The sequence below is a fragment of the Glycomyces sp. NPDC047010 genome, from assembly GCF_040644205.1.
In the GTDB taxonomy this organism is placed as follows: domain Bacteria; phylum Actinomycetota; class Actinomycetes; order Mycobacteriales; family Micromonosporaceae; genus Glycomyces.
The window spans coordinates 317,509-343,685 of sequence record NZ_JBEYVY010000006.1 but is presented as its reverse complement, the minus strand read 5'-3'; the positions used below and the strand labels follow the sequence as shown (position 1 = coordinate 343,685).

The following is a 26,177-nucleotide window of genomic DNA, read 5'->3' as shown; positions in this document are numbered from 1 at the left end:
CGCGGTAAAGCAGTAAGGCGCCTGGGCTACCCGGTGGTGCAGCCGACCCATGACGGCGCGACCGCGGGCCGCCCGTCCTTGGCGCCGATGAACCCGAACGTGAAGGTCCGACCCGGCTTGAGGGCCTTGCCGCCCGCCACGTCGGTGGCCGTCACGACCTGTCCGTCCTGGTCGAGCCGCACGCTCCACGAGTGGACGACCGACTGGCCCGTCGGCAGCGTCCACTTGAGGGTGATGTCCTCCAGCGGCACCGTCCCGGTGTTCGTCACCAGGATCTGCGCGTTGAACCCGGTCGGCCACTGGCCGTTGATCCGGTACTCCACGTCGCAGCTCGGCGCGGTCCGCACCCCGCCGGACTGGTCGGCCGCGAAGTTCGCGACCTGCGCGAGCGACGCGTTCCAGTTCACCGTGAGCTCGTTCGTGGCCCACGACCCGATGTCGTCGATGTAGCACCGCTGCGGCGCGCAGCCGGTGAGCCACCGCTGCGCCACCGGGTCCCACGTCCCCGCGATCGAGTTCGGGCCGCCCGAGAGCGTCCCCGCGGGCGGGTTCGGCAGGGCCGGGTCGAGCTGGTTCGCGTACCAGCGGCTGTGCTGGTTCTCCGAGAAGTGCGAGCCGTAGCCGGTGACGTAGGAGTTCCCGAGGGCGTTGCGGCCCAGGACGTAGTCGAGGCCGGAGACCACGCCGTCGCGGTACTGCGCCTCGCCGGTGAGGTCGAACGCGGTGCCGACGACGACGAGCCGGTTGAGCACCACGCTGTTCGAGCCCCACTCGAAGGTCCCGTCCGCCCCGTACCCGAGGTCCCACGGGCTCGCGTCCTGCTCCGCCAGGTAGTGGTCGGCCCCGGCCACGACCTGCGCCACGACCTCGTCGCGGCCCGGCAGGGCGTTCGGAACGAGCGCCAGGTCGAGCTTCGCGAGCTGCGCGACCTCGGCCCACCAGAAGCCGCCCGCGGTGAACACGTCGGCGTCGTGGAGCTTCGAGTCGAGCACGAAGTCCTCGTAGGTCTTCTCGCCGGTGGTCAGGAACAGCTCCGCTGCGGCCCAGTAGAACTCGTCCTCGACCTTGGAGTCCCCGTAGGGGCCGCCGCCGTCGGGGCTGGTCTCCGGCGCGTACACGTCGGGGTGCGCGAGCGCTGCGGCCCAGGCGGTCTCGGCGGCCTCCAGGGCCCGGCCCGCGAACTCGGCGTCGTACGGCTCGAACAGGCGCGACGCCTGCGCGGCCGCGGCGGCCAGGTTCAGGGTCGCGGCCGTCGAGGGCGGCTGGAGGTAGCGGGCCTGCGGGTCGTCGGCGGGCAGGAGCGGCAGGCCGGTCCAGTGCTCGTCGTGGATCTTGTGGTGCGCCATGCCAGCGAGTTCCTCACCGGCCGGGACCTGCATGGACATGAGGAACTCGACCTCCCAGCGGGCCTCGTCGAGGACGTCGGGGACGCCGTCGCCGTGCTCGGGGATGCGCATGGAGCCGTCGGCGAGCCGCCCGGTGTCGCCGGTGGGCGCGTGGAGCGCCCGCTCGTACACCGACAGGAGCTGCGCGGCGGAGATGCCGCCGTTGACGACGTACTTGCCGTGGTCGCCCGCGTCGTACCAGCCGCCGGTGACGTCCAGCGTGTAGTCGCACGCGCCGGCGTAGCAGGGGACGGCGCCGTCGCCCTGGTTCGGGGCCGTGTCCACGTGCCCCGCCTCGCGGCCGTACCCGGGCGCGACGGCGTCGTCGATGGCGATGCCGGAGCGCTGCGGGTAGTAGAACGAGATCGCGTCCACGGCCATGTCGCGGTAGGCGTCGCCGCCGATCGCGAACGGGTAGGACGTCTCGCCGTCGGCGGTGATCGTGAAGCCCTCGCCCGCGGCGGTCACCCCCGAGAAGTCGATGACGTGGACCGATGCGCCCGAAGTGGACTCGGCGCCGTGCGGGGCCGTGTCGCCCTCGGCGACGACCGCGCCGTCGGCGGCGTGGAGCTGCCAGGGGAGCGCGTCCTCGGCGTCGGTCACGAGGGTGGCCCGCTTGGGGCCGTCCTGGAGGTAGGCGACCTGGTTGACCCGCACGCGCGGGCCCGTGTCCGGTTCGTACACGGGCGGTTCGGCACCGGTGAGCAACTTGACCTCCGATAGGCAGAGCTGCCACGGCTCGGCGTGGCGGCCGATCTGGAACGCGAGCTGGGCGTCGGTCCAGTCGGCCCCGGCGGTGAAGGAGTAGCTGAAGTCCTGGGCCTCGGCGCCCAGCGCCGGGAACTCCTCCATGGCCGTGGGCCACGGGTCGACGGGGCGCTGGACGAGGGCGCGGACGCTCACGTCCGTCGAGGCCCGCGCGGTGAACTGGAGCTCGTAGGACTCGCCCGCGGCGAGCGGGAGGCCGTCCTGGCCGACGATCGCGTCCCAGGCGTTGGCGGTGCCGCCGGGGACGTCGATGCACCACTCGCCGACGTCGACGGCCCCCGTGAGGTTCGCGGTGGTCCACCAGCCGGTGGTGCCGTTCGCGAAGTCGCCGTTGGTGATCAGGTCGGTCGGTTCGTCCTGCGCCTGCGCGGCGGGCGCGGCGGCGGCCGCCCCGAGCGCGAAGGCGGTCGCGGCGGCGAGTGCCAGGTGTCGGCGCCGGGATCGGATCGGTCGTGCGGGTCGCGGCATGGGGGTGCTCTCCTCGCAGGGGTTGGGAGCGATTCCACGCACATCCTGTCATTGACGGACGTGAATGTCAAGGATGAGCCGTCCACAACCCCCACCCACCACGGGGGACCGTAGTGGCGATGCTCCGCCGCGGGTGTGACAAGAACCGGCTCGCCGCGACCCCGTTCACCCGATCGGGTTAGCGCTGGGTCGGCGGGCCGCTCGTGCCGCGCACGACCAGCTTCGACTCCAGTTTCAGGGTTGCGCCCGGCTCTCGGACGCCCCTGAGCTGCTCGTCCGCGGCCTCGACGGCGAGTCGCGCGAGCCGCGGCACGTCCTGGCGGACCGTGGTCAGGTCGATGTGGCTGAGCCCGGCGATGTGCGAGTCGTCGTAGCCGACGATCGAGACCTGCTCTGGGATCTTCACCCCGGCCCGCGTGAACACGTCGAGCAGGCCGATCGCGCACTGGTCGTTCGAGGCGAACACCGCGGTCGGCAGCACCGCGTCGTCGGCGAGCATCCCGCGCGCGGCGTCCTGGCCGCCCTCCTCGGTGTGGTTGCCGGGGATGATCCGGATGCGGTCGGCGAGGCCGTGGGAGCGCATCGCGTCCCGGTAGGCGCGGCGCCGCTCGGGCGCGCCGGGCTTCGAGCCGCCGTCGACGTGCGCGATGTCGCGGTGGCCCAAGCCGACGAGGTGGTCCACGACCTCGCGGGCGCCGGGCCGGTCGTACGAGGTCACGATGTCGACGGGCGCGCTCTTGAGGTGGCGGCCGAGGACGACGACGGGGAGCCGTGCGCCCAGGTCGGCGATGTCCTCCTCGCTGATCGTGGGACCGCACAGCAGGAGCGCCTCGCTGCGGTGGCCCACGAGCGCCTCGACGGCCTTGTGCTCGTCGCGGCTGGGGACGGCGGCGCTGAGCACCAGGTCGTAGCCGAGCTCCTCGGCGGTGGGGTAGATGGCCTCGACGAGGTCCACGTGGTGGGGGTTGCGGGCGGTGAAGAGCACGCCGAGCACTTTGCTGCGGCCGCGGGCGAGGAGCCGCGCGGCCATGTCGGGCTTGTAGCCCAGGCGCGAGGCGGCCTCGAAGACGCGCTCGCGCGTCTCGGGGCTCGCGCCGGGCTGGTCCCTGAAGACCAGGGAGACGAGGGCGCGGGAGACGCCGAGCTCGGCGGCGACGTCCGCCATGGTGGGTTTGCGCGACCGCGGTGCCGGGGTGCGGTCGGCGCCTCTGCGCGGGTTCGGGGGGGTCATCGGGTCGTGGTCCTTCCGATCTGCTCGTGATGAAGTTTTTCATACGCGACCCCTTGACCGGGTGACGTGGCGCATGCCATTCTATCCGTACTAGCGCGCTCTAGTAGCGCGCGCTAACCAGACATTTCCGTACCAACGCCGACCGCCCTCCCCGGCGGCCGCCCCACCATGCCCCCAGAGGAGGCACCGTTGGCCCCGCAGCGGCGAACCGGTCCGAGCCCCTTCGCGGTCGTCACCATGGGCCGCATCGGGGTCGACCTGTACCCGGCGCAGACCGGCGTCCCCATCCCCGAGGTCGAGTCGTTCCGCAAGTACCTCGGCGGCTCCCCGACGAACGTGGCCGTCGCGGCCGCCAGGTACGGGCGCCGCGCCGCCGTCGTCGCGAAGGTCGGCGACGACCCGTTCGGGGCGTACGTGCGCAAGGCCCTGGGGGAGTTCGGGGTCGACGACCGCTTCGTGGGGACCGACCCGGCCAACCCCACGCCGATCACGTTCTGCGAGGTCTTCCCGCCCGACGACTTCCCGCTGTACTTCTACCGCTTCCCCAAGGCCCCCGACCTGAACGTCACGACCGAGGACCTCGACCTCGCTGCCATAGCTTCTGCGGACGTCTTCTGGGCCACTGTCACCGGCCTGTGCGCCGAGCCGAGCCGCACCGCCACTCTCGCGGCCCTCGAAGCCAGCCGCCCCTGCCGCTTCACCGTCCTCGACCTGGACTGGCGGCCGATGTTCTGGGACAGCCCGGATGAAGGGCGGCGGTGGGTGGAGAGGGCGCTTGAATTCGCCGACGTCGCGGTCGGGAACCTCGATGAGGTGGAGGTCGCCGTCGGCACCCGCGACCCCCGCGAGGCCGCGAAGCGCCTGCGCGACAAGGGCGTCAAGCTCGCCGTCGTCAAGCAGGGCCCGAGGGGCGTGCTCGCCGTGGACGACTCCGGCGAGGTCGAGCTCCCGCCCGCGCCCGTCGAGGTCGTCAACGGCCTCGGCGCCGGGGACGCGTTCGGCGGGGCCCTCGTGGACGGGCTCCTCTCCGGCCTCCCGCTGGAGACCGTGATCGCCCGCGCCAACGCCGCCGGAGCGATCGTCGCGGGCCGCCTCGCCTGCTCCTCCGCCATGCCCACCGCCGCCGAAGTGGACGCCAAGCTCGCAGAGGCAGCGGTTGAAAGCGGCACCGATGCGCGCTGACGAACTCGCCCGCCTCACCCGCACCCGCGTCGAGCGGCCGGACGCCGTCGCCGAGGCCGCCGCCGCGCGCACCCGCGCCGCGAGCCCCGTCGGGCCCTCCGGCAAGTGCTTCGTCATCGCCGCCGACCACCCCGCCCGCGGCGCCCTCGGCACCGGCGGCGACCCCCTCGCCATGGCCGACCGCGCCGACCTCCTCGACCGCCTCCGCACCGCCCTCGCCGACCCCGGCTGCACCGGCGTCCTCGGCACCGCCGACATCCTCGAAGACCTGCTCCTCTTGGGCGCCTTGGAAGGCAAGAGCGTCTTCGGGTCCATGAACCGCGGCGGCCTCGCCGGGGCCGCCTGGGAGATCGACGACCGCTTCACCGGCATGACCGCCGCCGGGATCGCGCGCCTCGGCTTCGACGGCGGCAAGACCCTCACCCGCATCGACTTCGCCGACCCCGCCACGCCCGCAGTCCTGGAAGCCACAGCGCACGCGATCGACGACCTCGCCGACCGCGGCCTCATCGCCATGGTCGAGCCCTTCATCTCCACGAAGCGCGACGGCAAGACCGTCAACGACCTCTCCACCGAAGCGGTCGTCCGGTCCGTCGCCATCGCCTCCGGGCTCGGCACCACCACCGCCCGCACCTGGCTCAAACTCCCCACCGCCCCCGACCCCGCCCGCGTCGCCGCCGCGACCACCCTCCCCGTCGTGCTCCTCGGCGGCGAGGTCGCCGACCTCGACGCCCAGCGCGACAAGTGGGCGCAAGCCCTCGAAGCACCGAACGCGATCGGCCTGACCGTGGGACGATCCCTCCTCTACCCGGCCGACGGCAACGTCGCCGCGGCCGTCCGGAAAGTGGTGGACCTGCTGTGAACCGATACCACCTGCCCGCCCGCTCCACCGAGGACGGCCTCTACGACACCGTCGTCACCCCCGAGTCCGCCGGCTGGACCTACTCCGGCCTCAAGATCCTCGAACTCGAACCCGGTGCGTCCCATACCTTCACCACCGGGGACGCCGAGCACCTCGTGCTCCCGCTCTCCGGCTCCTGCGAGGTCGCCTGCGACGGCTACGCCCTCGCCCTCCGCGGCCGCCCCGACGTCTTCGCCGCCGCCACCGACTTCGCGTACGTCCCCCGCGACGCCGCCGCCACCGTCACCACCCTCACCGGCGGCCGCTTCGCGCTCACCTCCGCGGTCTGCGAGCAGCGCCTCCCGTTCCGGTACGGCACCGCCGACGCCGTCCCCGTCGAGGACCGCGGCGCCGGGACCTGCGCCCGCCAGGTGCGCAACTACTGCCTCCCCGGCACCTTCGACGCCGACCGGCTCCTGGTCTGCGAGGTCGTCACCCCCGGCGGGAACTGGTCCTCCTACCCGCCGCACAAGCACGACGAGGACCGCGACGGCGAATCCGTGCTCGAAGAGGTCTACTACTTCGAGATCGACCGCCCCGAAGGCTTCGCGTTCCACCGCGTCTACGGCACCCCCGAGCGCCCCATCGACGTCAACGCCGAGGTCCGCTCCGGCGACGTGGTCCTGGTCCCGCACGGCTGGCACGGCCCCAGCGCCGCCGCCCCCGGCTACGACCTGTTCTACCTCAACGTCATGGCCGGACCCGGCCCCGAGCGCGCCTGGCGCATCACCGACGACCCCGCCCACGCCTGGATCCGCACGACCTGGGAGACCGACCGATGAGCACCGTCCGCCTCACCACCGCGCAGGCCCTCGTCCGCTTCCTCGCCAACCAGTGGACCGAGCGCGACACTGAGCGCCGCCGACTCGTCAACGGCACGTTCGGCATCTTCGGTCACGGCAACGTCGCCGGACTCGGCCAGGCCCTCCTCCAGGCCGCCCGCACCGGCGAAGCCGACATGCCCTACTTGCTCGCCAGGAACGAGCAGGCCATGGTCCACGCCGCCGCCGCATATGCGAAGGCCACCGACCGCCTCTCCACCTACGCCTGCACCGCCTCCATCGGTCCGGGCTCCACCAACATGGTCACCGGCGCCGCGCTCGCCACGGTCAACCGGCTCCCAGTTCTACTCCTGCCCTCCGACATCTTCGCGAGCCGCGCGCCCGACCCCGTGCTCCAGCAGCTGGAGGACCCCCGCGCGGGCGACGTGTCCGTGAACGACGCGTTCCGGCCCGTCTCCAAGTACTTCGACCGCGTCTGGCGCCCCGAGCAGCTGATCCCGTCCGCGCTGGCGGCGATGCGGGTCCTCACCGACCCGGTCGAGACCGGCGCCGTCACGCTCTGCCTCCCGCAGGACGTGCAGGCCGAGGCCCACGACTGGCCCGCGGAGTTCTTCCGCGAGCGCGTCTGGACCGTGCGCCGTCCCGAACCCGACGCCGCCGAACTCGAAGCGGCCCTTGCGGTCCTGCGTCAGGCGCAGCGACCGCTCATCGTCGCCGGAGGCGGGGTCGTCTACTCGCGGGCCACCGAGGAGCTGCGGGCCTTCGCTGCCGCGCACGGCGTCCCGGTCGCCGAGACCCACGCCGGGCGCGGCTCGGTCCAGTGGGACCACCCGCAGGCCGTGGGCGCGCTCGGCTCCACCGGTTCGCGGGCCGCGAACCTCCTCGCGGCCGAGGCGGACGTGGTGCTCGGCATCGGGACCCGCTACTCGGACTTCACGACCGCGAGTCACACCGTGTTCGGGGACGCGCGGTTCGTGAACCTGAACGTGGCGGCCCTCGACGCCGCCAAGCACAGTGCGTCCATGCTCGTGGCCGACGCCCGCGCCGGGATCGACGCGCTCGGCCGCGGCCTGGGGGAGTGGCGGGCCGACGCGGCCTGGACCGCCCGCGCGCAGGGCCTCGCGGCCGAGTGGCAGGGCGTCATCGACCGCGCCAAGGACCTGGGGCACGAGCCGCTGCCCGCGCAGACCGAGATCTTGGGGGCGCTCAACGACGCGATGGGCGAGCGCGACGTGGTGGTCAACGCCGCCGGGTCGATGCCCGGCGACCTCCAGATGATGTGGCGCTCAAGGGACCCGAAGCAGTACCACGTGGAGTACGGCTACTCCTGCATGGGCTACGAGATCGCGGCCGGGCTCGGCTGCAAGCTCGCCGACCCGGTCCGGGACGTGTACGTGCTCGTCGGCGACGGCTCGTACCTGATGCTCGCCTCGGAGATCCCGACGCTGGTCTCCGAGGGCCTGAAGGTCGTCATCGTGATCGTCCAGAACCACGGTTTCGCCTCGATCGGCGCGCTCTCGGAGTCCCTGGGCTCCCAGCGCTTCGGCACGAAGTACCGGTACCGGGACGCCGAGTCCGGGCTCCTCGACGGGGACGTGCTCCCGGTCGACCTGGCCGCGAACGCCGCCAGCCTCGGCGCGAACGTGCTCACCGCGAGCAGCCTGGAGGAGTTCAAGGCCGCCTTGGCGACCGCGAAGGCCGCCACCGGAACCATTGTGGTCCATGTCGAGACCGACCTCCACTCGCCGGGCCTGCCGCAGAGCGCCTGGTGGGACGTGCCCGTCAGCGAGGTGTCCGAACTGGACTCGACGCGCGCGGCCTTCGACGCCTACATCGACAATCGGCGCGCCCAGCGCCACTACCTCTGAGGGACCAGCGATGACGACCATCGAACACTGGATCGGCGGGGCCTTCACCCGCGGCGCCGCAATGAGGACCGGCACGGTCCGCAACCCCGCCACCGGCGCGGCCACCGGGGAGGTCCTGCTCGCTGAACCGGCCGATGTGGACGCGGCCGTGGCCGCCGCCGCGAAGGCCTTCGAGGCTTGGGGCGACTCGTCGCTCTCGCAGCGCACCAAGGTCATGTTCCGCTTCCGGGAGCTGCTCGTGCGGCACGAGGACGAGCTGGCGCGGCTCATCTCGGCCGAGCACGGCAAGGTCGTGGAGGACGCCCGCGGGGAGATCGTCCGCGGGCGGGAAGTGGTCGAGTACGCGTGCGGGATCGCCGACGCGCTCAAGGGCTCCTACTCCGACCAGGTCTCCGGCGGCGTGGACGTCTTCAACTTCCGCCAGCCCCTCGGGGTGTGCGCGGGGATCACCCCGTTCAACTTCCCGATCATGGTCCCGATGTGGATGCACCCCATGGCGATCGCCACCGGGAACACGTTCATCCTCAAGCCCTCCGAGCGCGACCCGTCCGTCTCCAACCGGATCGCCGAGCTGTACGCCGAGGCCGGGCTCCCCGACGGGGTGTTCAACGTGGTCCACGGCGACAAGGCCGCCGTGGACGCGATCCTCGACCACCCCGGCATCGCGGCCGTCTCGTTCGTCGGCTCCACCCCGATCGCCAAGTACGTCCACGAGAAGGCCACCGCCTCCGGGAAGCGCGTCCAGGCCCTCGGCGGCGCGAAGAACCACGCCGTGGTCCTCCCGGACGCGGACCTGGAGTTCGCCGCCGACCACCTGACGGCCGCCGCGTTCGGCTCCGCGGGCCAGCGCTGCATGGCGATCTCCGTCGGCGTCGCCGTCGGCGAGGCCGGGGACGCCCTCGTGGAGGTGCTGCGCCGCAAGGCCGAAGCGGTCAAGGTCGGCCCCGGCGACGACCCGGCCTCCGAGATGGGACCCGTCGTCACGGCCGCGTCCCGCGACCGGGTCACCGCGCTCGTGGGCGCCGGGATCGAGCAGGGCGCGGTCCCCGTCGTGGACGGCCGCGGCCTCACCGTGCCCGGCCACGAGGACGGCTTCTTCGTGGGCCCCACCGTGCTCGACAAGGTCGCGCCCGGCATGGCCGCGTACGACGAGGAGATCTTCGGGCCGGTCCTCGCGGTCGCCCGCGCCGCCGACGTGGACGAGGCGATCGCGCTCATCAACGCCAACCCGTACGGCAACGGCACCGCGATCTTCACCTCCTCGGGCGCGGCCGCGCGCCGCTTCCAGCGCGAGGTCAAGGTGGGGATGATCGGCGTCAACGTCCCCATCCCCGTTCCGATGTCCTACTACTCCTTCGGCGGCTGGAAGGACTCCCTCATCGGCGACTCGCCGATCCACGGCCCCGAAGGCGTCCGCTTCTACACCCGTGCCAAGACCGTCACCTCCCGCTGGCCCGAGGTCAAGCAGAGCGTGGACGCGGCCTTCCACTTCCCGACCGCCAGCTGAACGGAGCACGTCAATGCCGACACCCACCGCCCCGAACCTGCGCCTCGGCTCGGCCCCCGACTCGTGGGGGGTCTGGTTCCCCGAGGACGACCGCCAGCTCCCGTACACGCAGTTCCTCGACGAGCTCGCGGGCTCCGGCTACGAGTGGCTCGAACTGGGCCCCTACGGCTACCTGCCGACCGACCCGGCCGTCCTCGCCGACGAACTCGCGAAACGGAACCTGAAGGTCTCCGGCGGCACCGTCTTCGGGAACCTCCACCGCCCCGAGCAGTACGAGGCCACAGTGGACCTCGTGGGGAAGGTCGCGGCGCTCACCGCCTCGCAGGGCGCGAAGCACGTCGTGTTCATACCGCCGCTGTTCCGCGACGAGAAGACCGACGCCGTCAACGACGTGGTCGAGTGGGACGCCGGGCAGTGGAGGACCGTGCACGCCACGGCCAACCGCATCGGCAAGCGGATGTTCGAAGAGCACGGCATCCGCATCGCCCTCCACCCGCACGCCGACACGCAGATCTGCACGCAGGCGCAGATCGAGACGTTCCTCGACGGCACCGACGCCGACCACGTCTCGCTGTGCCTGGACACCGGCCACGTCGCATACGGCGGCGGCGACAACCTCGACCTCATCGCCCGCTACGCGAGCCGCATCGGCTACGTCCACATCAAGCAGATGGACCCCGAGATCCTGCAACAAGTCCGCGACGAGGGCCTGGGCTTCGGCGAGGCCGTCAAGCGCGGCGTCTGCGTCGAGCCGCCCGCGGGCGTCCCGAACCCCGCCGACATCGTGACCGCCCTGTCCGGCCTCGACGCCGAGCTGTTCGTGATCGTCGAGCAGGACCTCTACCCGTGCGAGCCCGACGCGCCCCTCCCGATCGCGCGCCGCACCCGCGAGTACCTGAACGGGTGCGGGCTCGGCGCCCGGCCCCGGCAGAATTGACACACCACATAGGAAAGGTCTGAGGCCCATGAAGATCGGCTTGATCGGCACCGGCTGGATCGGCGAGGAGCACGTCAGGCGCCTCTCCGGCCAGGTCAGCGGCGCGGAGGTGGTCGCCGTGTCCGACATCGACCCCGAGCGCGCCGCCGCCGTGGCCGCCCCCGCCGGGGCCCGCGTCCGCGCCACCGCCGAGGAGCTCATCGCGGACCCCGAGGTCCAGGCCGTCGTCGTGACCTCGTGGGGGCCCGCCCACGCCGGGCAGGTCCTCGCCTGCATCGCCGCGGGCAAGCCCGTGTTCTGCGAGAAGCCGCTCACCACCGAGGCCGCCGACGGCCTGCGCATCCTCGAAGCCGAACAGGCCCACGGGAAGCGCCTCGTCCAGGTCGGGTTCATGCGCCGCTACGACGCCGGGTACCGCGCCATCAAGGCCGTCCTCGACGAGGGCGGCATCGGCGCCCCGCTCATGGCCCACTGCGCCCACCGCAACCCGACCCAGCCCGAGTCGTACCACTCCGACAAGCCGATGGTCGACACCGCCGTCCACGAGATCGACGTGCTGCGCTGGCTCCTCGGCGAGGAGTTCGCGAGCGTCCAGGTCGTGGTGCCCCGCTCCACCTCGAAGCGGTTCCCGCACCTGGTGGACCCGCAGATCCTGCTGCTGGAGACCGAGTCCGGCGCGCGCGTGGACGTCGAGGTGTTCGTGAACTGCCAGTACGGCTACGACATCCAGTGCGAGGTCGTCGGCGAGACCGGCACCGTGCGCCTCCCCGACCCGGCCGCGCCGCTGGTCCGCACCGCCGGGCGCGCCTCGACCGCGGTCGTCCAGGACTTCCCGAGCCGCTTCGCCGACGCGTTCGACGTGGAGCTCCAGGAGTGGGTCGACTCGCTGCGCTCGGGCGAGCCCGCCGGGCCCAGCGCGTGGGACGGGTACGCTGCCACCGTCGTCACCAACGCCGCCGTCGAGGCCCGCCGCACCGGGACCGTCGTCCCGGTCGACCTGCCTGAACGACCGGCCTTCTACAAGTAGGACAACGACTTTGCTCTGGGGTTAAGAGGGACGGGCCCGGCCGCTCAGCCGGGCCCGTCCCCGCCTCACCCGGTCGGGATGCCGCCGTTCGCGAGCGGCACCGGCGCGGCCTCGACCGCGCTCACGTGCCCGACCTCCACCTCGTACGTGGTCCCGGAGTAGTCCTGGACGCCGTCCTCCACGGTCATGATCCCCACGGTCCCGTACCCGCCGTGGTCGGTCTCGCTGAACGCCAGCGGCACGATCCCGTTGCCCACCACCGCGCCCGACTCGACCGCCGCGATCAGCGACTCCCGGGTCGGCGCGTCCCCGGCCTTCGCGAGCGCCTCCGCGAACAGGTACCCGACACTCATGCCGAGGACCGTGTTCGCCGTGAACGGCGCGCCGTCGTTGTACTCGTCGTTGATCTGCTCGAACAGGGCCGTCCACTCGCTGCCGGACCCGAACGGCAGGAAGTTCACGCACACCATGCCCTCCAGGAGCGGCGCGGCGGCCTCCCCGCCGAGGTGCCCGACCAGTGTCGGGTAGTCGGCGCCCGAGGACGACACGTACCACTTCGGCGCCCAGTCCATCTGCGCGGCCGTGCCGACCGCGAGGGCCGTGTACCCGTTGATCGTGGCGAGGATGTTCACCTCGCACCCGGCGGCCTTGAGGGTCCCGATCTGGTCGGTGAGGTCCTGCGAGGCCGTCGTGTACGTCTGGATCTCGGTGATCTCGTTGCTGCCCATGACCGCCTCGACCCCTTCGAGGATGCCCTCGCCGTAGTCGTCGTTCTGGCCCAGGACGCACACCGTCGCGCCCGGCTCCTGCTCCACCGCGTACTGCGCGAGCGCCGCGCCCTCGGTCGTGTACTCCGCGTTGTACCCGAACGCGTTCGGGTACAGGGCCGGCTGGTTCCACACCCGCGAGCCCGACGAGATGAACAGGTCCGGGACGCCCTCCTCGGCGAGGTAGTCCAGGACCACCGAGTGCGTGGGCGTGCCCAGGCCGTTGACGACCGCCAGCACCTCGTCGTCCTCGACGAGCTCGGTCACCACCTCGTTGGTCCGCTGCGGCTCGTACCCGTCGTCCTTCACCAGGTACTCGATGGTGCGGCCGTTCACGCCGCCGTGGTCGTTGACGTACGCGAAGTACGCCGAGGTCGCCGCCGAGACCGCCGAGTACCCGGCCGCGGCCGGTCCCGTCAGCGGCTGGTGCGTCCCGATGGTCACCGTGTCCTCCGTGACGCCGGGGGTCGCGGCGGCCTCGTCCTCGTCTTCGGGGGCCGTGCATCCTGCCAGGCCGAGGGCCGCCGCGACCGCCAGGGCCGCCGCAGTCCTCGACGTCTTCGCGGGGGTCCGCATGTCGATCACCTCTTCGTGGTCGTCGCGGGCGCCGCACGATGGGGGAGCGGCACCCGTACCCAGGGATACTAGGCGGTAACTTGCGTTGCCGCAGCCCCCGAAACCGCGCCGACCGGCCAGAACGGCCTCAGCCGTCCGGTCAGGACCCCTCCCGTTCCAATTCCTGGGAGGCGCGTCCCACCAGGGGCGGGGTCACACCGGCCCGGGTGGCAGACTTGACGCGTGTTGCGATGGATGACAGCTGGAGAGTCCCACGGCCCCGAGCTCGTGGTCACGATCGACGGCCTGCCCGCCGGTGTCGAACTGACCAGTGAGGCGGTCGCCGCCGAACTGGCCCGGCGCCGCCTCGGCTACGGCCGCGGCGCCCGCATGAAGTTCGAGGCCGACGTCGTGAACTTCATCGGCGGCCTGCGCCACGGCCGCACCCTCGGCTCGCCCCTCGCGATCCGCGTCGGCAACTCCGAGTGGCCCAAGTGGGAGACCGTCATGTCCCCCGACCCGGTCGACCCCGCCGCGCTCGACGGCGTCGCCCGCAACGCCCCGCTCACCCGGCCCCGGCCCGGCCACGCCGACCTCGCCGGCATGCAGAAGTACGACCACGGCGACGCCCGCCCGATCCTGGAGCGCGCCTCCGCCCGCGAGACCGCCGCCCGCGTCGCCGGGGGCACCGCCGCCAAGGCGTTCCTCAAGCAGGCGTTCGGGATCGACATCGTCTCCCACGTCAAGGCCCTCGGCCCCGTCCGCGCCAAGGACGGCCTCGTGCCGACCCCCGCCGACGCCGCCGCCGTCGACGCCGACCCGCTGCGCTGCATGGACCCCGACGCGTCCGCCCGCATGGTCGCCGAGGTCGACGCCGCCAAGAAGGACGCCGACACCCTCGGCGGCGTCGTCGAGGTCCTCGCCTACGGCCTCCCGCCCGGGCTCGGCTCCCACGTGCAGTGGGACCGCAAGCTCGACGCGCGCCTCGCCACCGCCCTCATGTCGATCCAGTCGGTCAAGGCCGTCGAGATCGGGGACGGCCTCATGCAGGCCGCTGTCCGAGGCTCCTCCGCCCACGACGAGATCGTCCCCGGCCCCGACGGCGTCGAGCGCCTCACCGACCGCGCCGGCGGCCTCGAAGGCGGCATCACCACCGGCCAGCCGCTCCGCGTCTCCGCGATGCTCAAGCCCATCTCGTCCCTGACGCGGCCCCTGCGCACCATCGACACCGTCACCGGCGAAGCCGCCGAGGCCATCAACCAGCGCTCCGACGTCTGCGCGGTCCCCGCCGGGGCCGTCGTCGCCGAGCACATGGTCGCCTACGTCCTCGCCGAGGCCGCCCTGGAGAAGTTCGGCGGCGACTCCGTCGGCGAATCCCGCCGCAACTACGAGAACTACCTCCAGAACCTGCGGGTGAAGTAATGGCCCCGCGCCCGCCGCTCGCTTCGCCCGCTTCCCCGAAACGGAGGAGACGCTGATGGCCCTGGTCGTGATCGTCGGCCCGCCCGGCTCCGGCAAGACCACCGTCGGCCGCGCGCTGGCCGAGGCGCTCGGCGCGCCGTTCCGCGACGCCGACGCCGACATCGTCGACACCGCCGGGAAGCCGATCGCGGACATCTTCGTGGACGACGGCGAAGACCACTTCCGCGCGCTCGAACGCGATGCGGTCCGCCGGGCCGTGGCCGAGCACGACGGGGTCCTCGCCCTCGGCGGCGGCGCCGTCCTCGCCGAGGCCACCCGCAAGCTCCTCGCCGACGTGCCGGTCGTCCACCTCCGCGTGGACCTCGCCGAAGCCGTGCGCCGCAACGAGATCGACAAGGGCCGACCGCTCCTCCAGGTCAACCCCCGCGCCACGCTGCGGCGCCTCCTGGAGGAGCGGCTGCCGCTCTACCGCGAGGTCGCCGACATCGAGGTCGACACCACCGGAAGGGACGTGGCCGACCTGACCGCCGAGATCGCCGCGAAGCTCGCCGTCCGCACCGTCGTCGTGGGCGACGCAGAGGCCCCCTACCCGGTCCTCATCGGCCGCGGCACCGTCGAGCGGCTCCCCGAGTTCCTCGGGAAGGCCGCGCGCGTCGCCGTGCTCCACACCGAGAGCACCGCTCTCCTCGCGGAGCGGGTGGGCGCGCTGCTGCCCGACGGCGTCGAGGCCACGCTCATGGAGCTGCCCGACGCAGAGGACGGCAAGACCGTCGCCGTCGCCGAGCAGTGCTGGGACGCGCTCGGCGCCGAGGGCTTCACCCGCACCGACCTCGTCGTCGGCGTCGGCGGGGGCGCGGTCACCGACCTCGCCGGGTTCGTCGCCGCCTGCTGGCTCCGCGGCGTCGCCGTCGTCCACGTCCCGACCTCGCTGCTCGGCGCGGTCGACGCGGCCGTCGGCGGCAAGACCGGCGTCAACACCGCCGCCGGGAAGAACCTCGTCGGCGCCTTCCACCCGCCGCGCGCCGTCCTCGTGGACCTCGACAACTTCACGACCCTCCCGCGCCGCGACCTCGCCGCGGGCCTCGCCGAAGTCGTCAAGGCCGGGTTCATCGCCGACCCGGTCATCCTCGACCTCGTCGAACGCGACCCCGAGGCCGCGCTCGACGCCGCGAACCCAGTGGTCGCCGAGCTGGTCGAGCGCGCCATCGCCGTCAAGGCCGCCGTCGTCGCCTCCGACCTGAAGGAAGGCGGCCTGCGCGCGATCCTCAACTACGGCCACACCTTCGCGCACGCCATCGAGAAGCTCGAGAAATACCGCTGGCGCCACGGCGACGCCGTCGCCGTCGGCATGGTCTACGCCGCGCACCTGAACGCGCTCACCGGCCGCGTCGACCTCGTCGACCGCACCAAGGCCGTCCTCGAATCGCTGGGCCTGCCCGTCACGTACGAGGCCGGGCGCTGGGACGACCTCCTCCAGGTCATGAAGATCGACAAGAAGAACACCGGCGCCACCCAGCGCTTCGTGCTCCTCGACGCCCTCGCGGCCCCCGTGGTCGTGGACGACGTGACCGCCGCCCAGCAGCGTGAAGCCTATGAGAGGCTCGTGGGATGACGACACTGGTGCTCAACGGCCCCAACCTGAACCGGCTCGGCAAGCGCGAACCGGCGATCTACGGCTCGCAGACCCTCGCCGACCTCGAAGCGCTCTGCGTGAAGACGGGGGAGGAGCTGGGACTCGACGTGTCGTTCCGGCAGACCAACCACGAGGGCGAGATGCTGGAGTGGCTCCACGAGGCCGCCGACAACGGGTACCCGGTGGTCCTCAACTCCGCCGCCTGGACGCACTACTCGATCGCCGTCGGCGACGCGTGCGCCCAGCTCACGGCCCCGCTCATCGAGGTCCACCTCTCCAACGTGCACCAGCGCGAGGAGTTCCGGCACCGCTCGTTCGTGTCCGCGCACGCGAAGGGCGTCATCGCCGGACTCGGCTTCGACGGGTACACGGCGGCCCTGCGGCACATCGCCGCGCTCACCGCGTAGCCGCGCCGCTGGTCACAGCCGACGCGGCCTGCGCCCTGACCAGCCGGGGCGACCGCTACCATTGACGGTCGGCCCAGTCAGACCTCAACCGAAAGAGACGAACGCCCGTGGCATCCACGAACGACCTCAAGAACGGCTTGGTGCTCAACCTGGAGGGCCAGCTCTGGCAGGTGCAGGAATTCCAGCACGTCAAGCCCGGGAAGGGCCCGGCGTTCGTGCGCACCACCCTCAAGCAGATCCCTTCGGGCAAGATCGTCGACAAGACGTTCAACGCCGGCACCAAGGTCGACACCGCGAACGTCGACCGCCGCACGATGACCTACCTCTACAAGGAGGGCGAGGACTTCGTGTTCATGGACTCGGACACGTACGACCAGATCCCGCTCACCCCCGGCGTGGTCGGCGACGCGGCGAAGTTCCTCCTGGAGAACTCCGAGGCCACCGTCGCCATGCACGAGGGCAAGGTCCTCTACATCGAGCTGCCCGCCGCGGTCGAGCTCGTCGTCACCTACACCGAGCCGGGCCTCCAGGGCGACCGCTCCTCCGGCGGCACCAAGCCCGCCACCGTCGAGACGGGCGCCCAGGTCCTCGTGCCGCTGTTCATCGACAACGGCGAGAAGATCAAGGTCGACACCCGCGACGGCAAGTACCTCAGCCGGGCATAGGCGTGGCGAACCAGCAGAGCGGACCTGAGCGGCTCACCGCCCGCACCAAGTGGCGGATGCGGGCCGTGGAGATCCTGTACGAGGCCGAGTCCCGCGGCGAGGGCGTCAAGCGCGTCCTGGCCGAGCGGGCCGACCGCGCGTTCACCGACCCCGAGGCGCCCCGGCTCCCGAAGTACTCCGAGGAGCTGGCGCGCGGCGTCGACGAGTACCGGTACGAGCTGGACGAGGCCATCGGCCGCGCCGCCGACGGCTGGTCCGTCGAGCGCATGCCCGCGGTCGACCGGAACGTGCTGCGCGTGGCCCTGTACGAGATCATCTACGTCGAGGACGTCGACACGCCCGTGGCCATCAAGGAGGCCATGCGCGTGTGGGAGCAGATCGGCTCCACGGACGACACTAAGTTCGTGAACGCCGTCCTCGACTCCGCGGCCAAAGCCGAGGAGTAGCTCAGACGCGAACGAAGAACGGCCGAGCCCTCGGGACTGGAAGCACAGTCTGGGCCCGGCCGTTTCTCGCGCCGGAGGCGCAACGGGAAACGGCCGAGCCCTCCGATCCTGGGCCCGGCCGTTTCTCGTTGTCCTGCTTGCTTACTCGCCGTCCGAGGCGAAGAACGCCTGGAGGTCGTGGACGAGGACGCCGAAGTCCTCCAGCTTCTCGATCAGGCCGGACGGCGTGGTCGAGTACACCACCGCGAGGGTGTACAGGTCGTCGGCGCGGATCGAGAGGATCCGTCCGTTGTAGTCCCCGCGGCGCTGCTGGATGGAGCGCGCGAGCTTCGCGACGTGCTCCAGCTCGGGGTCCGGGTGGTCGTAGAGCGCCTCAAGGTTGAGGACGATCTTCTCGGCCTGCTCGACCGGGAGCGGGACGCCCTCCGGAAGCAGCTCCGAGACGGGGATCCGGTAGAAGTCGGCCAACTCGGCGAGGCGGCTGACGGTGATGGACCGGTCGCCCCGCTCGTAGGAACCGATGACGACGGCCTTCCACTTGCCGCCGGACTTGTCCTCGACGCCTTGCAGGGAAAGACCCTGCTGCATCCGGATGTCGCGCAGCCGGTTGCCGAGCGCCTTGGCGTAGTCAGATGTCGCCATGCTGGGATCAACTCCAATTTTCGGTACGAGAGGAATCCTATTGTTGACTACGGTCGGTGACCATCGGCCGTTGGGGTGCCCCCAAACAGTGTTCTTCGTCGCGTGGGGCCCGAAAGACTGACGGGCAAATCATGGCATACAAGTCAAATATGCAGCTAATGGCGCCGTAGTTTTGGGACTCGGGTTTACGCTCCGTCACCGGCGGCGTAGCATCGTCCGCGACGAAACCGTTCTTTAACAGACCGTCCAGTGAGGCGGAGAAGGAGGTTCGCGTGGTTTCCCCTGCCCTCAGGCAGACCGAGGAAGACCCGTCGGGCAAGCAGATCATCTCGGGCGACGACATCGGCCGGATCCTCGACCGCATCGCCCACCAGATCCTGGAGAAGACCAAGGGCGCCCCCGACACCATGCTCCTGGGCATCCCCACCCGCGGCGTCGCGCTGGCCGGACGGCTCGCCGACCGCATCCGCCGCTTCGCCGACCTCGACGTCCCCGCCGGGACCCTCGACATCACGCTCTACCGGGACGACCTGCGCCGCAACGCCCTCCGTGCCCTCGGCCCGACCGAGCTGCCGCCCGGGGGCGTCGACGACCAGCGCGTCATCCTCGTCGACGACGTGCTCTACTCCGGACGGACGGTCCGCGCCGCGCTCAACGCGCTCTACGACCTCGGCCGCCCCGCCAGCGTCCAGCTCGCGATCCTCGTCGACCGCGGCCACCGCGAGCTGCCCATCCGCGCCGACTACGTCGGCAAGAACATCCCCACCGCCCGCGACGAGAACGTGGCCGTGCGCCTGACCGAGTACGACGGTTTCGACGCGGTGGTCCTGACCGGAGGCCGGGAGCGATGAAGCACCTGCTCACCACCAAGGAACTGTCCCGCGACGAGGCCGAGCTGATCCTCGACGTCGCCGAGCAGATGGCCGAGGCCGTCACCGGCCGCGAGGTCCCGAAGCTCCCGGCGCTGCGCGGGCGCACCGTCGTGAACCTCTTCTACGAGGACTCCACGCGCACCCGCACCTCGTTCGAGACCGCGGCCAAGCGGCTCTCCGCCGACGTCGTGAACTTCGCGGCGAAGACCTCCAGCGTCAACAAGGGCGAGAGCCTGCGCGACACCGCGCTCACGTTGCAGGCCATGGGCGCCGACGCGGTCGTCATCCGCCACCCCGCCGCGGGCGCCCCGCAGCGGCTCACCGAGTGGCTCGACGGCGCGGTCCTCAACGCCGGGGACGGCACCCACTCGCACCCGACGCAGGCGCTGCTCGACGCGTTCACGATGAAGCGCCGCCTCGGCGCCGTCGAGGGCCGGACCGTCGCGATCGTGGGGGACATCCTCCACTCGCGCGTGGCCCGCTCGAACGTGTGGCTGCTGTCGAAGCTCGGCGCGAACGTGCGCCTCGTGGGCCCGCCCACCCTGCTGCCCAAGGACATCGAGGGGTGGCCGGTCGAGATCGGGTACGACCTCGACGCGTCACTCAAGGGCGTCGACGCGGTCATGATGCTGCGCGTCCAGCGCGAGCGCATGCACGCCGCGTTCTTCCCGACCGCCAACGAGTACTCGCGCCTCTACGGCCTCGACGAGCGCCGCATGCGGCTCCTGCCCGACCACGCGATCGTCATGCACCCCGGCCCGATGAACCGCGGCATGGAGATCGCGGCCACGGTCGCCGACTCGCCCCGCGCCACCATCACCGAGCAGGTGACCAACGGCGTGTGGGTCCGCATGGCCGTCCTCTACCTGCTGTTGACGAACGGAGAAACCCGGTGACCGACCTCCTGATCAAGTCCGCCGACATCGTCGGGAAGGGACGGCAGGACGTCCTCGTCCGCGACGGCCGCGTCGCCGAGATCGGCACCGTCACCGCGAAGGACGTGCAGACCGTGGACGCCGACGGCCTGGTGCTCCTGCCCGGCCTCGTCGACCTCCACACCCACCTGCGCGAGCCGGGCCGCGAGGACGCCGAGACCGTCTACTCCGGCACCCGCGCCGCCGCCAAGGGCGGGTACACCGCGGTGTGCGCCATGGCGAACTCCTACCCCGTCGCCGACACCGCCGGGGTCGTGGAGCAGGTCGCCGCGCTCGGCAAGGCCGCCGGGTACGCCGACGTGCAGCCCATCGGCGCCGTCTCGATCGGTCTCGAAGGCAAGCAGCTCGCCGAGATCGGCGCGATGGCGCACTCGGCAGCGGCAGTGCGAATGTTCTCCGACGACGGCCACTGCGTCTCGGACCCGATCCTCATGCGCCGCGCCCTGGAGTACGTGAAGACCTTCGGCGGGCTCATCGCCCAGCACGCCGAGGAGCCGCGCCTCACCGAAGGCGCCCAGATGAACGAGGGCGCCGTGTCCGCGGAGCTCGGCCTGCCCGGCTGGCCCGCGGTCGCCGAGGAGGCGATCATCGCCCGCGACGTGCTCCTCGCCGAGTACACCGGCGCGCGCGTCCACTTCTGCCACGTCTCCACCGCCCGCTCGGTCGACATCATCCGCGAGGCCAAGGCCCGCGGAGCGAAGGTGACCGCCGAGGTCTGCCCGCACCACCTCCTCCTCACCGACGAGGCCGCGCGCACCTACGACCCGGTCTACAAGGTCAACCCGCCCCTGCGGCGCGAGTCCGACGTCGCGGTCCTGCGCGGCGCGCTCGCCGAGGGTGTCATCGACGCCGTCGCCACCGACCACGCCCCGCACGCCCCGCAGGACAAGGACTGCGAGTGGGCGGCCGCCCGCCCCGGGATGCTCGGCCTGGAGACCGCCCTGTCGATCACCGTCCTCGCCCTCGGCGGACCGTCCGGCGTGGACTGGGACACGGTCGCGGAGCGCACCTCCCGCACGCCCGCGCGCATCGCCGGGCTCGAAGCCCACGGCCGCGACCCGCAGCCGGGCACGGAAGCGAACTTCACGCTCGTCGACCCCGCCGCGAAGTGGACCGTCGTCCCCGCCGACCTCGCGTCCCTCTCGCGCAACACCCCCTACGCCGGGATGGAACTCCCGGTCACCGTCCAGGCGACGTTCCTCAGGGGACGCGCCACCGTACTCAACGGCAAGATCGAAGAGGAGACGACCGAATGAGCAGCAGGGCACCAGCGATCCTCGTGCTTGAGGACGGCCGCGTCTTCCGCGGCGAAGCCTTCGGCTCCGTCGGCGAGACCTTCGGCGAGGCCGTGTTCAGCACCGGCATGACCGGCTACCAGGAGACCCTCACCGACCCGTCCTACTACGGCCAGGTCGTCGCCCAGACCGCGCCGCAGATCGGCAACACCGGCTGGAACGACGAGGACGACGAGTCCCGCCGCATCTGGGTCGCCGGGTACGTCGTGCGCGACGCCTCCCGCGTCTCTTCCAACTGGCGCGCCAAGCGCGGCCTCGAAGACGAGCTCGCCTCCCAGGGCGTCGTCGGCATCTGCGAGGTCGACACCCGCGCCCTCACCCGCCACCTCCGCGACAAGGGCGCCATGCGCGTCGGCATCTCCTCGCGCACCACCGACGCCGAGGAGCTCCTCGCGAAGGTCCGCAACACGCCGCAGATGGCCGGCGCCAACCACGTCGGCGCCGTCACCGCCTCCGAGCCCTACACCTATGAGGCCAAGGGCGTCCAGAAGTACACCGTCGCCGCGATCGACCTCGGCATCAAGCGGAACACGCCCCGCCGCCTCGCCGAGCGCGGCATCACCACCACCGTGTTCCCCGCCTACGCCGACGTCGACGCCGTCCTCGCCGACGCCCCCGACGCCGTGTTCCTCTCCAACGGCCCCGGCGACCCCGCCACCGCCGACCACCAGGTCGAGCTCACGCGCGAACTCCTGCGCCGCCGCGTCCCCGTCTTCGGCATCTGCTTCGGCAACCAGATCCTCGGCCGCGCCCTCGGCCTGGAGACCTACAAGCTGAAGTTCGGCCACCGCGGCATCAACCAGCCCGTCCTCGACCGGCACACGAACAAGATCGAGATCACTGCCCACAACCACGGCTTCGCCCTCAAAGCCCCAGAGGTTTCGGAGGGACAGTCAGGCGAGTTCTTCGAGACCGAGTTCGGGCGCGTCCAGGTCAGTCACGTCTGCCTCAACGACGACGTCGTCGAAGGGCTCACCTGCCTCGACGCCCCGGCCTACTCCGTCCAGTACCACCCCGAAGCCGCCGGCGGCCCGCACGACGCCGACTACCTGTTCGACCGGCTCGTCGAACTCATCGAAAGCACGAAGGGGGCCAAGGCGGATGCCTAAGCGCGACGACCTCAAGCACATCCTGGTCATCGGATCCGGTCCCATCCAGATCGGCCAGGCCTGCGAGTTCGACTACTCCGGCACGCAGGCATGCCGCGTCCTCCGCGAGGAGGGCCTGCGCGTCACCCTCGTCAACTCCAACCCGGCCACGATCATGACCGACCCCGAGTTCGCCGATGCCACCTACGTCGAGCCGATCACCACCGAGGTCATCGAGCAGATCATCGCCAAGGAGAAGCCCGACGCGATCCTGGCGACCCTCGGCGGCCAGACCGCACTCAACGCCGCCGTCGGCCTCCACGACGCCGGCATCCTCGACAAGTACGGCGTCGAGCTCATCGGCGCCGACATGGACGCCATCCAGCGCGGCGAGGACCGCCAGCAGTTCAAGCAGGTCGTCCTCGACGTCGGCGGCGAAGTGCCCCGCTCCGCCGTCTGCCACACCATGGACGAGGTCCGCGACACCGTCAAGGACCTCGGCCTCCCCGTCGTCATCCGCCCCTCCTTCACCATGGGCGGCCTCGGCTCCGGCATGGCCCACACCTGGGAGGACGTCGACCGCATCGCCGGGAACGGCCTCGCCGAGTCCCCCACCACCGAGGTCCTCATCGAGGAGTCCGTGCTCGGCTGGAAGGAGTACGAGCTCGAACTCATGCGCGACCGCAACGACAACGTCGTCGTGGTCTGCTCCATCGAGAACGTCGACCCCATGGGCGTCCACACCGGCGACTCCGTCACCGTCGCCCCCTCGATGACCCTCACCGACCGCGAGTACCAGCACATGCGCGACGTCGGCATCGCCATCCTCCGCGAGGTCGGCGTCGACACCGGCGGCTGCAACATCCAGTTCGCCATCGACCCCGCCACCGGGCGCATGATCGTCATCGAGATGAACCCGCGCGTCTCCCGCTCCTCCGCGCTGGCGTCCAAGGCCACCGGCTTCCCGATCGCGAAGATCGCCGCGAAGCTCGCCATCGGCTACACGCTCGACGAGATCCCGAACGACATCACCAAGGCCACCCCGGCCGCGTTCGAGCCGACCCTCGACTACGTCGTCGTCAAGGTCCCGCGCTTCACGTTCGAGAAGTTCCCCGGCGCGGACCCGACGCTCACCACCACCATGAAGTCCGTCGGCGAGGCCATGAGCCTCGGCCGCACCTTCCAGCAGGCCCTCCAGAAGGCCCTGCGCTCCACCGAGACCAAGGCCGCCGGGTTCTGGACCCGCCCCGACCCCGCGGGCGCCACCCTGGAGAACACGCTCGAAGCGCTCCGGACCGCCCACGACGGCACGCTCTACACCGCCGAGCGCGCCCTCCGCTTCGGCGCCACCGTCGCACAGGTCCACGACGCCTGCAAGATCGACCCGTGGTTCCTCGACCAGGTCGCCCAGCTCATCGAGCTGCGCGACGAGATCGAGGCCGCCGCCGTCGCTGACGCCGCGCTCCTGCGCCGCGCCAAGCGCGCCGGGTTCTCCGACGCCCAGCTCGCGGCCCTGCGCCCCGAGCTCGCCGGGGAGGACGGCGTGCGCCGCCTGCGCCACCGGCTCGGCATGCGCCCGGTCTACAAGACCGTCGACACGTGCGCCGCCGAGTTCGAGGCCCACACGCCCTACCACTACTCGACCTACGAGGAGGAGACCGAGGTCGCGCCCTCGAACCGCCCGAAGGTCATGATCCTCGGCTCCGGGCCCAACCGGATCGGCCAGGGCATCGAGTTCGACTACTCGTGCGTCCACGCCGTCCAGGCCCTGCGCGAGGTCGGCTACGAGACCATCATGGTCAACTGCAACCCCGAGACCGTCTCCACCGACTACGACACCGCCGACCGGCTCTACTTCGAGCCGCTCACCTTCGAGGACGTCACCGAGGTCTTCCACGCCGAGCACGAGTCCGGCAGGGCAGCGGGCGGCCCCGGCGTCATCGGCGTCGTCGTCCAGCTCGGCGGCCAGACCCCCCTCGGCCTCGCCGAGCGCCTCCAGGACGCCGGCCTGCCCATCGTCGGCACCTCGCCCAAGGCCATCGACAACGCCGAGGACCGCGGCGTCTTCGGGCGCCTCCTCGGCGAACTCGGCCTCGTCGCCCCCGACGGCGGCACCGCCACCTCCTACGAGGAGGCCCGCGAGGTCGCCGAGCGCATCGGCTACCCCGTCCTGGTCCGGCCCTCGTACGTCCTCGGCGGCCGCGGCATGGAGATCGTCTACGACGAGGACACCCTCGCCGGGTACATCTCCCGCGCCACCGAGGCCAGCCCCGAGCACCCGGTCCTCATCGACCGGTTCCTCGACGACGCCATCGAGATCGACGTCGACTGCCTCTGCGACGGCGAGGACTTCTACCTCGGCGGCATCATGGAGCACATCGAGGAGGCCGGCGTCCACTCCGGCGACTCCTCCTGCGCGCTCCCGCCGATCACCCTCGGCGCCCGCGTCATCGAGCAGATCCGCGACTACACCGCGAAGCTCGCCTTCGGCATCGGCGTGCGCGGCCTCATGAACGTCCAGTACGCCCTCAAGGACGAGCAGCTGTACGTCCTCGAAGCGAACCCCCGCGCCTCGCGCACGGTCCCGTTCGTCTCCAAGGCCACAGCCGTCCCGCTCGCCAAGGCCGCCGCCCGCATCGCGCTCGGCGCCAAGATCGGCGAACTGCGCGCCGAAGGGATGCTCCTGCCCGAGGGCGACGGCTCCGACGCCGGACCCGAGGTCCCCATCTCCGTCAAGGAGGTGCTCCTGCCGTTCAAGCGCTTCCGCACCGTCGAGGGCTCCGGCATCGACGCCGTCCTCGGCCCGGAGATGAAGTCCACCGGCGAGGTCATGGGCATCGACTCGTCCTTCGGGCTCGCGTTCGCCAAGGCCACGCTCGCCGTCTACGGCAAGCTCCCCACCTCCGGGAACGTCTTCGTGTCCGTCGCCGACCGCGACAAGCGCGCCATCGTCTTCCCGGTGCGCCGCCTCGTCGACCTCGGCTTCACCGTCTACGCCACCGAAGGCACCGGACTGGTCCTCAAGCGCCACGGCATCGACTTCACGCCCGTCGCCCGCCACTCCTCCGGCGAGGCCGTCGACGCCGTCAGCCTCATCGCCTCCGGCGAGGTGGACCTGGTCATCACCACGCCCTCGGCCTCCCCGGGCCCGCGCACCGACGGCTGGGAGATCCGCTCCGCCGCCGTCGTCGCCGACGTGAGCTGCGTGACCACCATCCAGGGCGCCGCCGCCGCCACGCAGGCCATCGAGTCGGCCTCGCGCGGCGAGATCCGCGTCGCCTCGCTCCAGGAGCTCCACAAGCGCCTGCGCGGTGCCGAGCGGGCCGCCGCGGTCTGATATTGCCAGGGCGAAGCTTGCGAGCCATGCGTGATAAATAGAACCGGGTGCGCGCGA

21 protein-coding genes are annotated in these 26,177 nt (G+C 71.6%); 17 read left to right on the top strand and 4 right to left on the bottom strand.

What is annotated here, in order from left to right:
* Positions 1 to 26: 26 nt before the first annotated feature.
* Together AB0A65_RS14930 and AB0A65_RS14925 are read right to left on the bottom strand one after the other, a co-directional pair.
* Complete coding sequence (locus tag AB0A65_RS14930) at positions 27 to 2,621, bottom strand: glycoside hydrolase family 9 protein (protein WP_359951479.1); 2,595 nt, start codon at positions 2,619 to 2,621, stop codon at positions 27 to 29.
* A gap of 178 nt (positions 2,622 to 2,799) precedes the next feature.
* The gene (locus tag AB0A65_RS14925) at positions 2,800 to 3,852 is read right to left on the bottom strand and encodes a LacI family DNA-binding transcriptional regulator (protein ID WP_359951477.1); all 1,053 of its coding nucleotides are present in this window, start codon (positions 3,850 to 3,852) and stop codon (positions 2,800 to 2,802) included.
* Positions 3,853 to 4,020: 168 nt separating this feature from the next.
* Here AB0A65_RS14925 and iolC point away from each other — a divergent pair, with 168 nt between their 5' ends.
* From iolC to AB0A65_RS14890, 7 genes are read left to right on the top strand one after another with little or no spacing between them, the layout of a single operon-like run.
* A complete protein-coding gene (gene iolC / locus AB0A65_RS14920) occupies positions 4,021 to 5,034 on the top strand; it encodes a 5-dehydro-2-deoxygluconokinase (protein WP_359951475.1) in 1,014 nt (337 codons plus the stop codon).
* Positions 5,024 to 5,896, top strand: a complete 873-nt coding sequence (locus AB0A65_RS14915) for an aldolase (protein ID WP_359951473.1) — start codon at positions 5,024 to 5,026, stop codon at positions 5,894 to 5,896. The genes iolC and AB0A65_RS14915 overlap by 11 nt, the downstream gene beginning before the upstream one ends.
* A complete protein-coding gene (gene iolB / locus AB0A65_RS14910; RefSeq protein ID WP_359951471.1) occupies positions 5,893 to 6,717 on the top strand; it encodes a 5-deoxy-glucuronate isomerase in 825 nt (274 codons plus the stop codon). The genes AB0A65_RS14915 and iolB overlap by 4 nt, the downstream gene beginning before the upstream one ends.
* Positions 6,714 to 8,585, top strand: coding sequence for a 3D-(3,5/4)-trihydroxycyclohexane-1,2-dione acylhydrolase (decyclizing) (gene iolD / locus AB0A65_RS14905; protein ID WP_359951469.1), 1,872 nt, complete (start codon positions 6,714 to 6,716; stop codon positions 8,583 to 8,585). Before iolB ends, iolD begins: the two co-directional genes overlap by 4 nt.
* 10 nt (positions 8,586 to 8,595) lie before the next feature.
* Positions 8,596 to 10,092, top strand: a complete 1,497-nt coding sequence (locus AB0A65_RS14900; RefSeq protein WP_359951467.1) for a CoA-acylating methylmalonate-semialdehyde dehydrogenase — start codon at positions 8,596 to 8,598, stop codon at positions 10,090 to 10,092.
* 13 nt (positions 10,093 to 10,105) lie between these two features.
* On the top strand, positions 10,106 to 11,029 hold the full coding sequence (locus AB0A65_RS14895) for a TIM barrel protein (protein ID WP_359951465.1): 924 nt from the start codon (positions 10,106 to 10,108) through the stop codon (positions 11,027 to 11,029).
* Between the two features lie 28 nt (positions 11,030 to 11,057).
* Positions 11,058 to 12,056, top strand: coding sequence for a Gfo/Idh/MocA family oxidoreductase (locus AB0A65_RS14890; RefSeq protein ID WP_359951463.1), 999 nt, complete (start codon positions 11,058 to 11,060; stop codon positions 12,054 to 12,056).
* A 65-nt stretch (positions 12,057 to 12,121) separates the two neighbouring features.
* On the opposite strand, the gene AB0A65_RS14885 is transcribed toward AB0A65_RS14890, so the two are convergent.
* Positions 12,122 to 13,399, bottom strand: a complete 1,278-nt coding sequence (locus tag AB0A65_RS14885) for an ABC transporter substrate-binding protein (RefSeq protein WP_359951461.1) — start codon at positions 13,397 to 13,399, stop codon at positions 12,122 to 12,124.
* Positions 13,400 to 13,621: 222 nt separating this feature from the next.
* Here AB0A65_RS14885 and aroC point away from each other — a divergent pair, with 222 nt between their 5' ends.
* The 5 genes from aroC (at position 13,622) to nusB (ending at position 17,951) form a co-directional block, all read left to right on the top strand.
* Entirely contained in the window at positions 13,622 to 14,800 is a 1,179-nt protein-coding gene (gene aroC / locus AB0A65_RS14880) for a chorismate synthase (RefSeq protein WP_359951459.1), read from the top strand.
* Between the two features lie 55 nt (positions 14,801 to 14,855).
* Positions 14,856 to 16,412, top strand: a complete 1,557-nt coding sequence (gene aroB, locus AB0A65_RS14875) for a 3-dehydroquinate synthase (RefSeq protein ID WP_359951457.1) — start codon at positions 14,856 to 14,858, stop codon at positions 16,410 to 16,412.
* Entirely contained in the window at positions 16,409 to 16,840 is a 432-nt protein-coding gene (aroQ, locus tag AB0A65_RS14870) for a type II 3-dehydroquinate dehydratase (RefSeq protein ID WP_359951455.1), read from the top strand. The genes aroB and aroQ overlap by 4 nt, the downstream gene beginning before the upstream one ends.
* Before the next feature lie 107 nt (positions 16,841 to 16,947).
* Positions 16,948 to 17,505 carry an elongation factor P gene (gene efp, locus AB0A65_RS14865; RefSeq protein ID WP_359951453.1) on the top strand — a complete coding sequence of 186 codons (558 nt, stop codon included), beginning with the start codon at positions 16,948 to 16,950 and terminating at the stop codon, positions 17,503 to 17,505.
* Positions 17,506 to 17,507: 2 nt separating this feature from the next.
* The gene (nusB, locus tag AB0A65_RS14860; protein ID WP_359951451.1) at positions 17,508 to 17,951 is read left to right on the top strand and encodes a transcription antitermination factor NusB; all 444 of its coding nucleotides are present in this window, start codon (positions 17,508 to 17,510) and stop codon (positions 17,949 to 17,951) included.
* 141 nt (positions 17,952 to 18,092) lie between these two features.
* Here the strand turns inward: nusB and AB0A65_RS14855 are convergent, their stop codons facing one another.
* Positions 18,093 to 18,593 carry a transcriptional regulator gene (locus AB0A65_RS14855; protein ID WP_091034397.1) on the bottom strand — a complete coding sequence of 167 codons (501 nt, stop codon included), beginning with the start codon at positions 18,591 to 18,593 and terminating at the stop codon, positions 18,093 to 18,095.
* Between the two features lie 272 nt (positions 18,594 to 18,865).
* Between AB0A65_RS14855 and pyrR the strand changes: the two genes are divergently transcribed.
* The 5 genes from pyrR to carB are packed head-to-tail and all read left to right on the top strand — an operon-like array spanning position 18,866 to position 26,120.
* On the top strand, positions 18,866 to 19,444 hold the full coding sequence (gene pyrR, locus AB0A65_RS14850; protein ID WP_106364628.1) for a bifunctional pyr operon transcriptional regulator/uracil phosphoribosyltransferase PyrR: 579 nt from the start codon (positions 18,866 to 18,868) through the stop codon (positions 19,442 to 19,444).
* Positions 19,441 to 20,361 carry an aspartate carbamoyltransferase catalytic subunit gene (locus AB0A65_RS14845; RefSeq protein WP_359951448.1) on the top strand — a complete coding sequence of 307 codons (921 nt, stop codon included), beginning with the start codon at positions 19,441 to 19,443 and terminating at the stop codon, positions 20,359 to 20,361. Before pyrR ends, AB0A65_RS14845 begins: the two co-directional genes overlap by 4 nt.
* Positions 20,358 to 21,656, top strand: a complete 1,299-nt coding sequence (locus tag AB0A65_RS14840) for a dihydroorotase (protein WP_359951446.1) — start codon at positions 20,358 to 20,360, stop codon at positions 21,654 to 21,656. The genes AB0A65_RS14845 and AB0A65_RS14840 overlap by 4 nt, the downstream gene beginning before the upstream one ends.
* Positions 21,653 to 22,804, top strand: coding sequence for a glutamine-hydrolyzing carbamoyl-phosphate synthase small subunit (gene carA / locus AB0A65_RS14835; RefSeq protein ID WP_359951444.1), 1,152 nt, complete (start codon positions 21,653 to 21,655; stop codon positions 22,802 to 22,804). Before AB0A65_RS14840 ends, carA begins: the two co-directional genes overlap by 4 nt.
* Positions 22,797 to 26,120: a carbamoyl-phosphate synthase large subunit gene (gene carB, locus AB0A65_RS14830; protein ID WP_359951442.1), complete on the top strand. Its 3,324-nt coding sequence runs from the start codon at positions 22,797 to 22,799 to the stop codon at positions 26,118 to 26,120. The genes carA and carB overlap by 8 nt, the downstream gene beginning before the upstream one ends.
* The last annotated feature ends 57 nt before the right edge of the window (positions 26,121 to 26,177 follow it).

Bases quoted from the DNA above. Each gene is read 5' to 3' on its own strand.
- AB0A65_RS14930 (WP_359951479.1), bottom strand. From the start codon at position 2,621: ATGCCGCGACCCGCACGACCGATCCGATCCCGGCGCCGACACCTGGCA.
- AB0A65_RS14925 (WP_359951477.1), bottom strand. From the start codon at position 3,852: ATGACCCCCCCGAACCCGCGCAGAGGCGCCGACCGCACCCCGGCACCG.
- iolC (WP_359951475.1), top strand. From the start codon at position 4,021: ATGCCCCCAGAGGAGGCACCGTTGGCCCCGCAGCGGCGAACCGGTCCG.
- AB0A65_RS14915 (WP_359951473.1), top strand. From the start codon at position 5,024: ATGCGCGCTGACGAACTCGCCCGCCTCACCCGCACCCGCGTCGAGCGG.
- iolD (WP_359951469.1), top strand. From the start codon at position 6,714: ATGAGCACCGTCCGCCTCACCACCGCGCAGGCCCTCGTCCGCTTCCTC.
- AB0A65_RS14900 (WP_359951467.1), top strand. From the start codon at position 8,596: ATGACGACCATCGAACACTGGATCGGCGGGGCCTTCACCCGCGGCGCC.
- AB0A65_RS14895 (WP_359951465.1), top strand. From the start codon at position 10,106: ATGCCGACACCCACCGCCCCGAACCTGCGCCTCGGCTCGGCCCCCGAC.
- AB0A65_RS14890 (WP_359951463.1), top strand. From the start codon at position 11,058: ATGAAGATCGGCTTGATCGGCACCGGCTGGATCGGCGAGGAGCACGTC.
- AB0A65_RS14885 (WP_359951461.1), bottom strand. From the start codon at position 13,399: ATGCGGACCCCCGCGAAGACGTCGAGGACTGCGGCGGCCCTGGCGGTC.
- aroB (WP_359951457.1), top strand. From the start codon at position 14,856: ATGGCCCTGGTCGTGATCGTCGGCCCGCCCGGCTCCGGCAAGACCACC.
- aroQ (WP_359951455.1), top strand. From the start codon at position 16,409: ATGACGACACTGGTGCTCAACGGCCCCAACCTGAACCGGCTCGGCAAG.
- AB0A65_RS14855 (WP_091034397.1), bottom strand. From the start codon at position 18,593: ATGGCGACATCTGACTACGCCAAGGCGCTCGGCAACCGGCTGCGCGAC.
- AB0A65_RS14845 (WP_359951448.1), top strand. From the start codon at position 19,441: ATGAAGCACCTGCTCACCACCAAGGAACTGTCCCGCGACGAGGCCGAG.
- carA (WP_359951444.1), top strand. From the start codon at position 21,653: ATGAGCAGCAGGGCACCAGCGATCCTCGTGCTTGAGGACGGCCGCGTC.
- carB (WP_359951442.1), top strand. From the start codon at position 22,797: ATGCCTAAGCGCGACGACCTCAAGCACATCCTGGTCATCGGATCCGGT.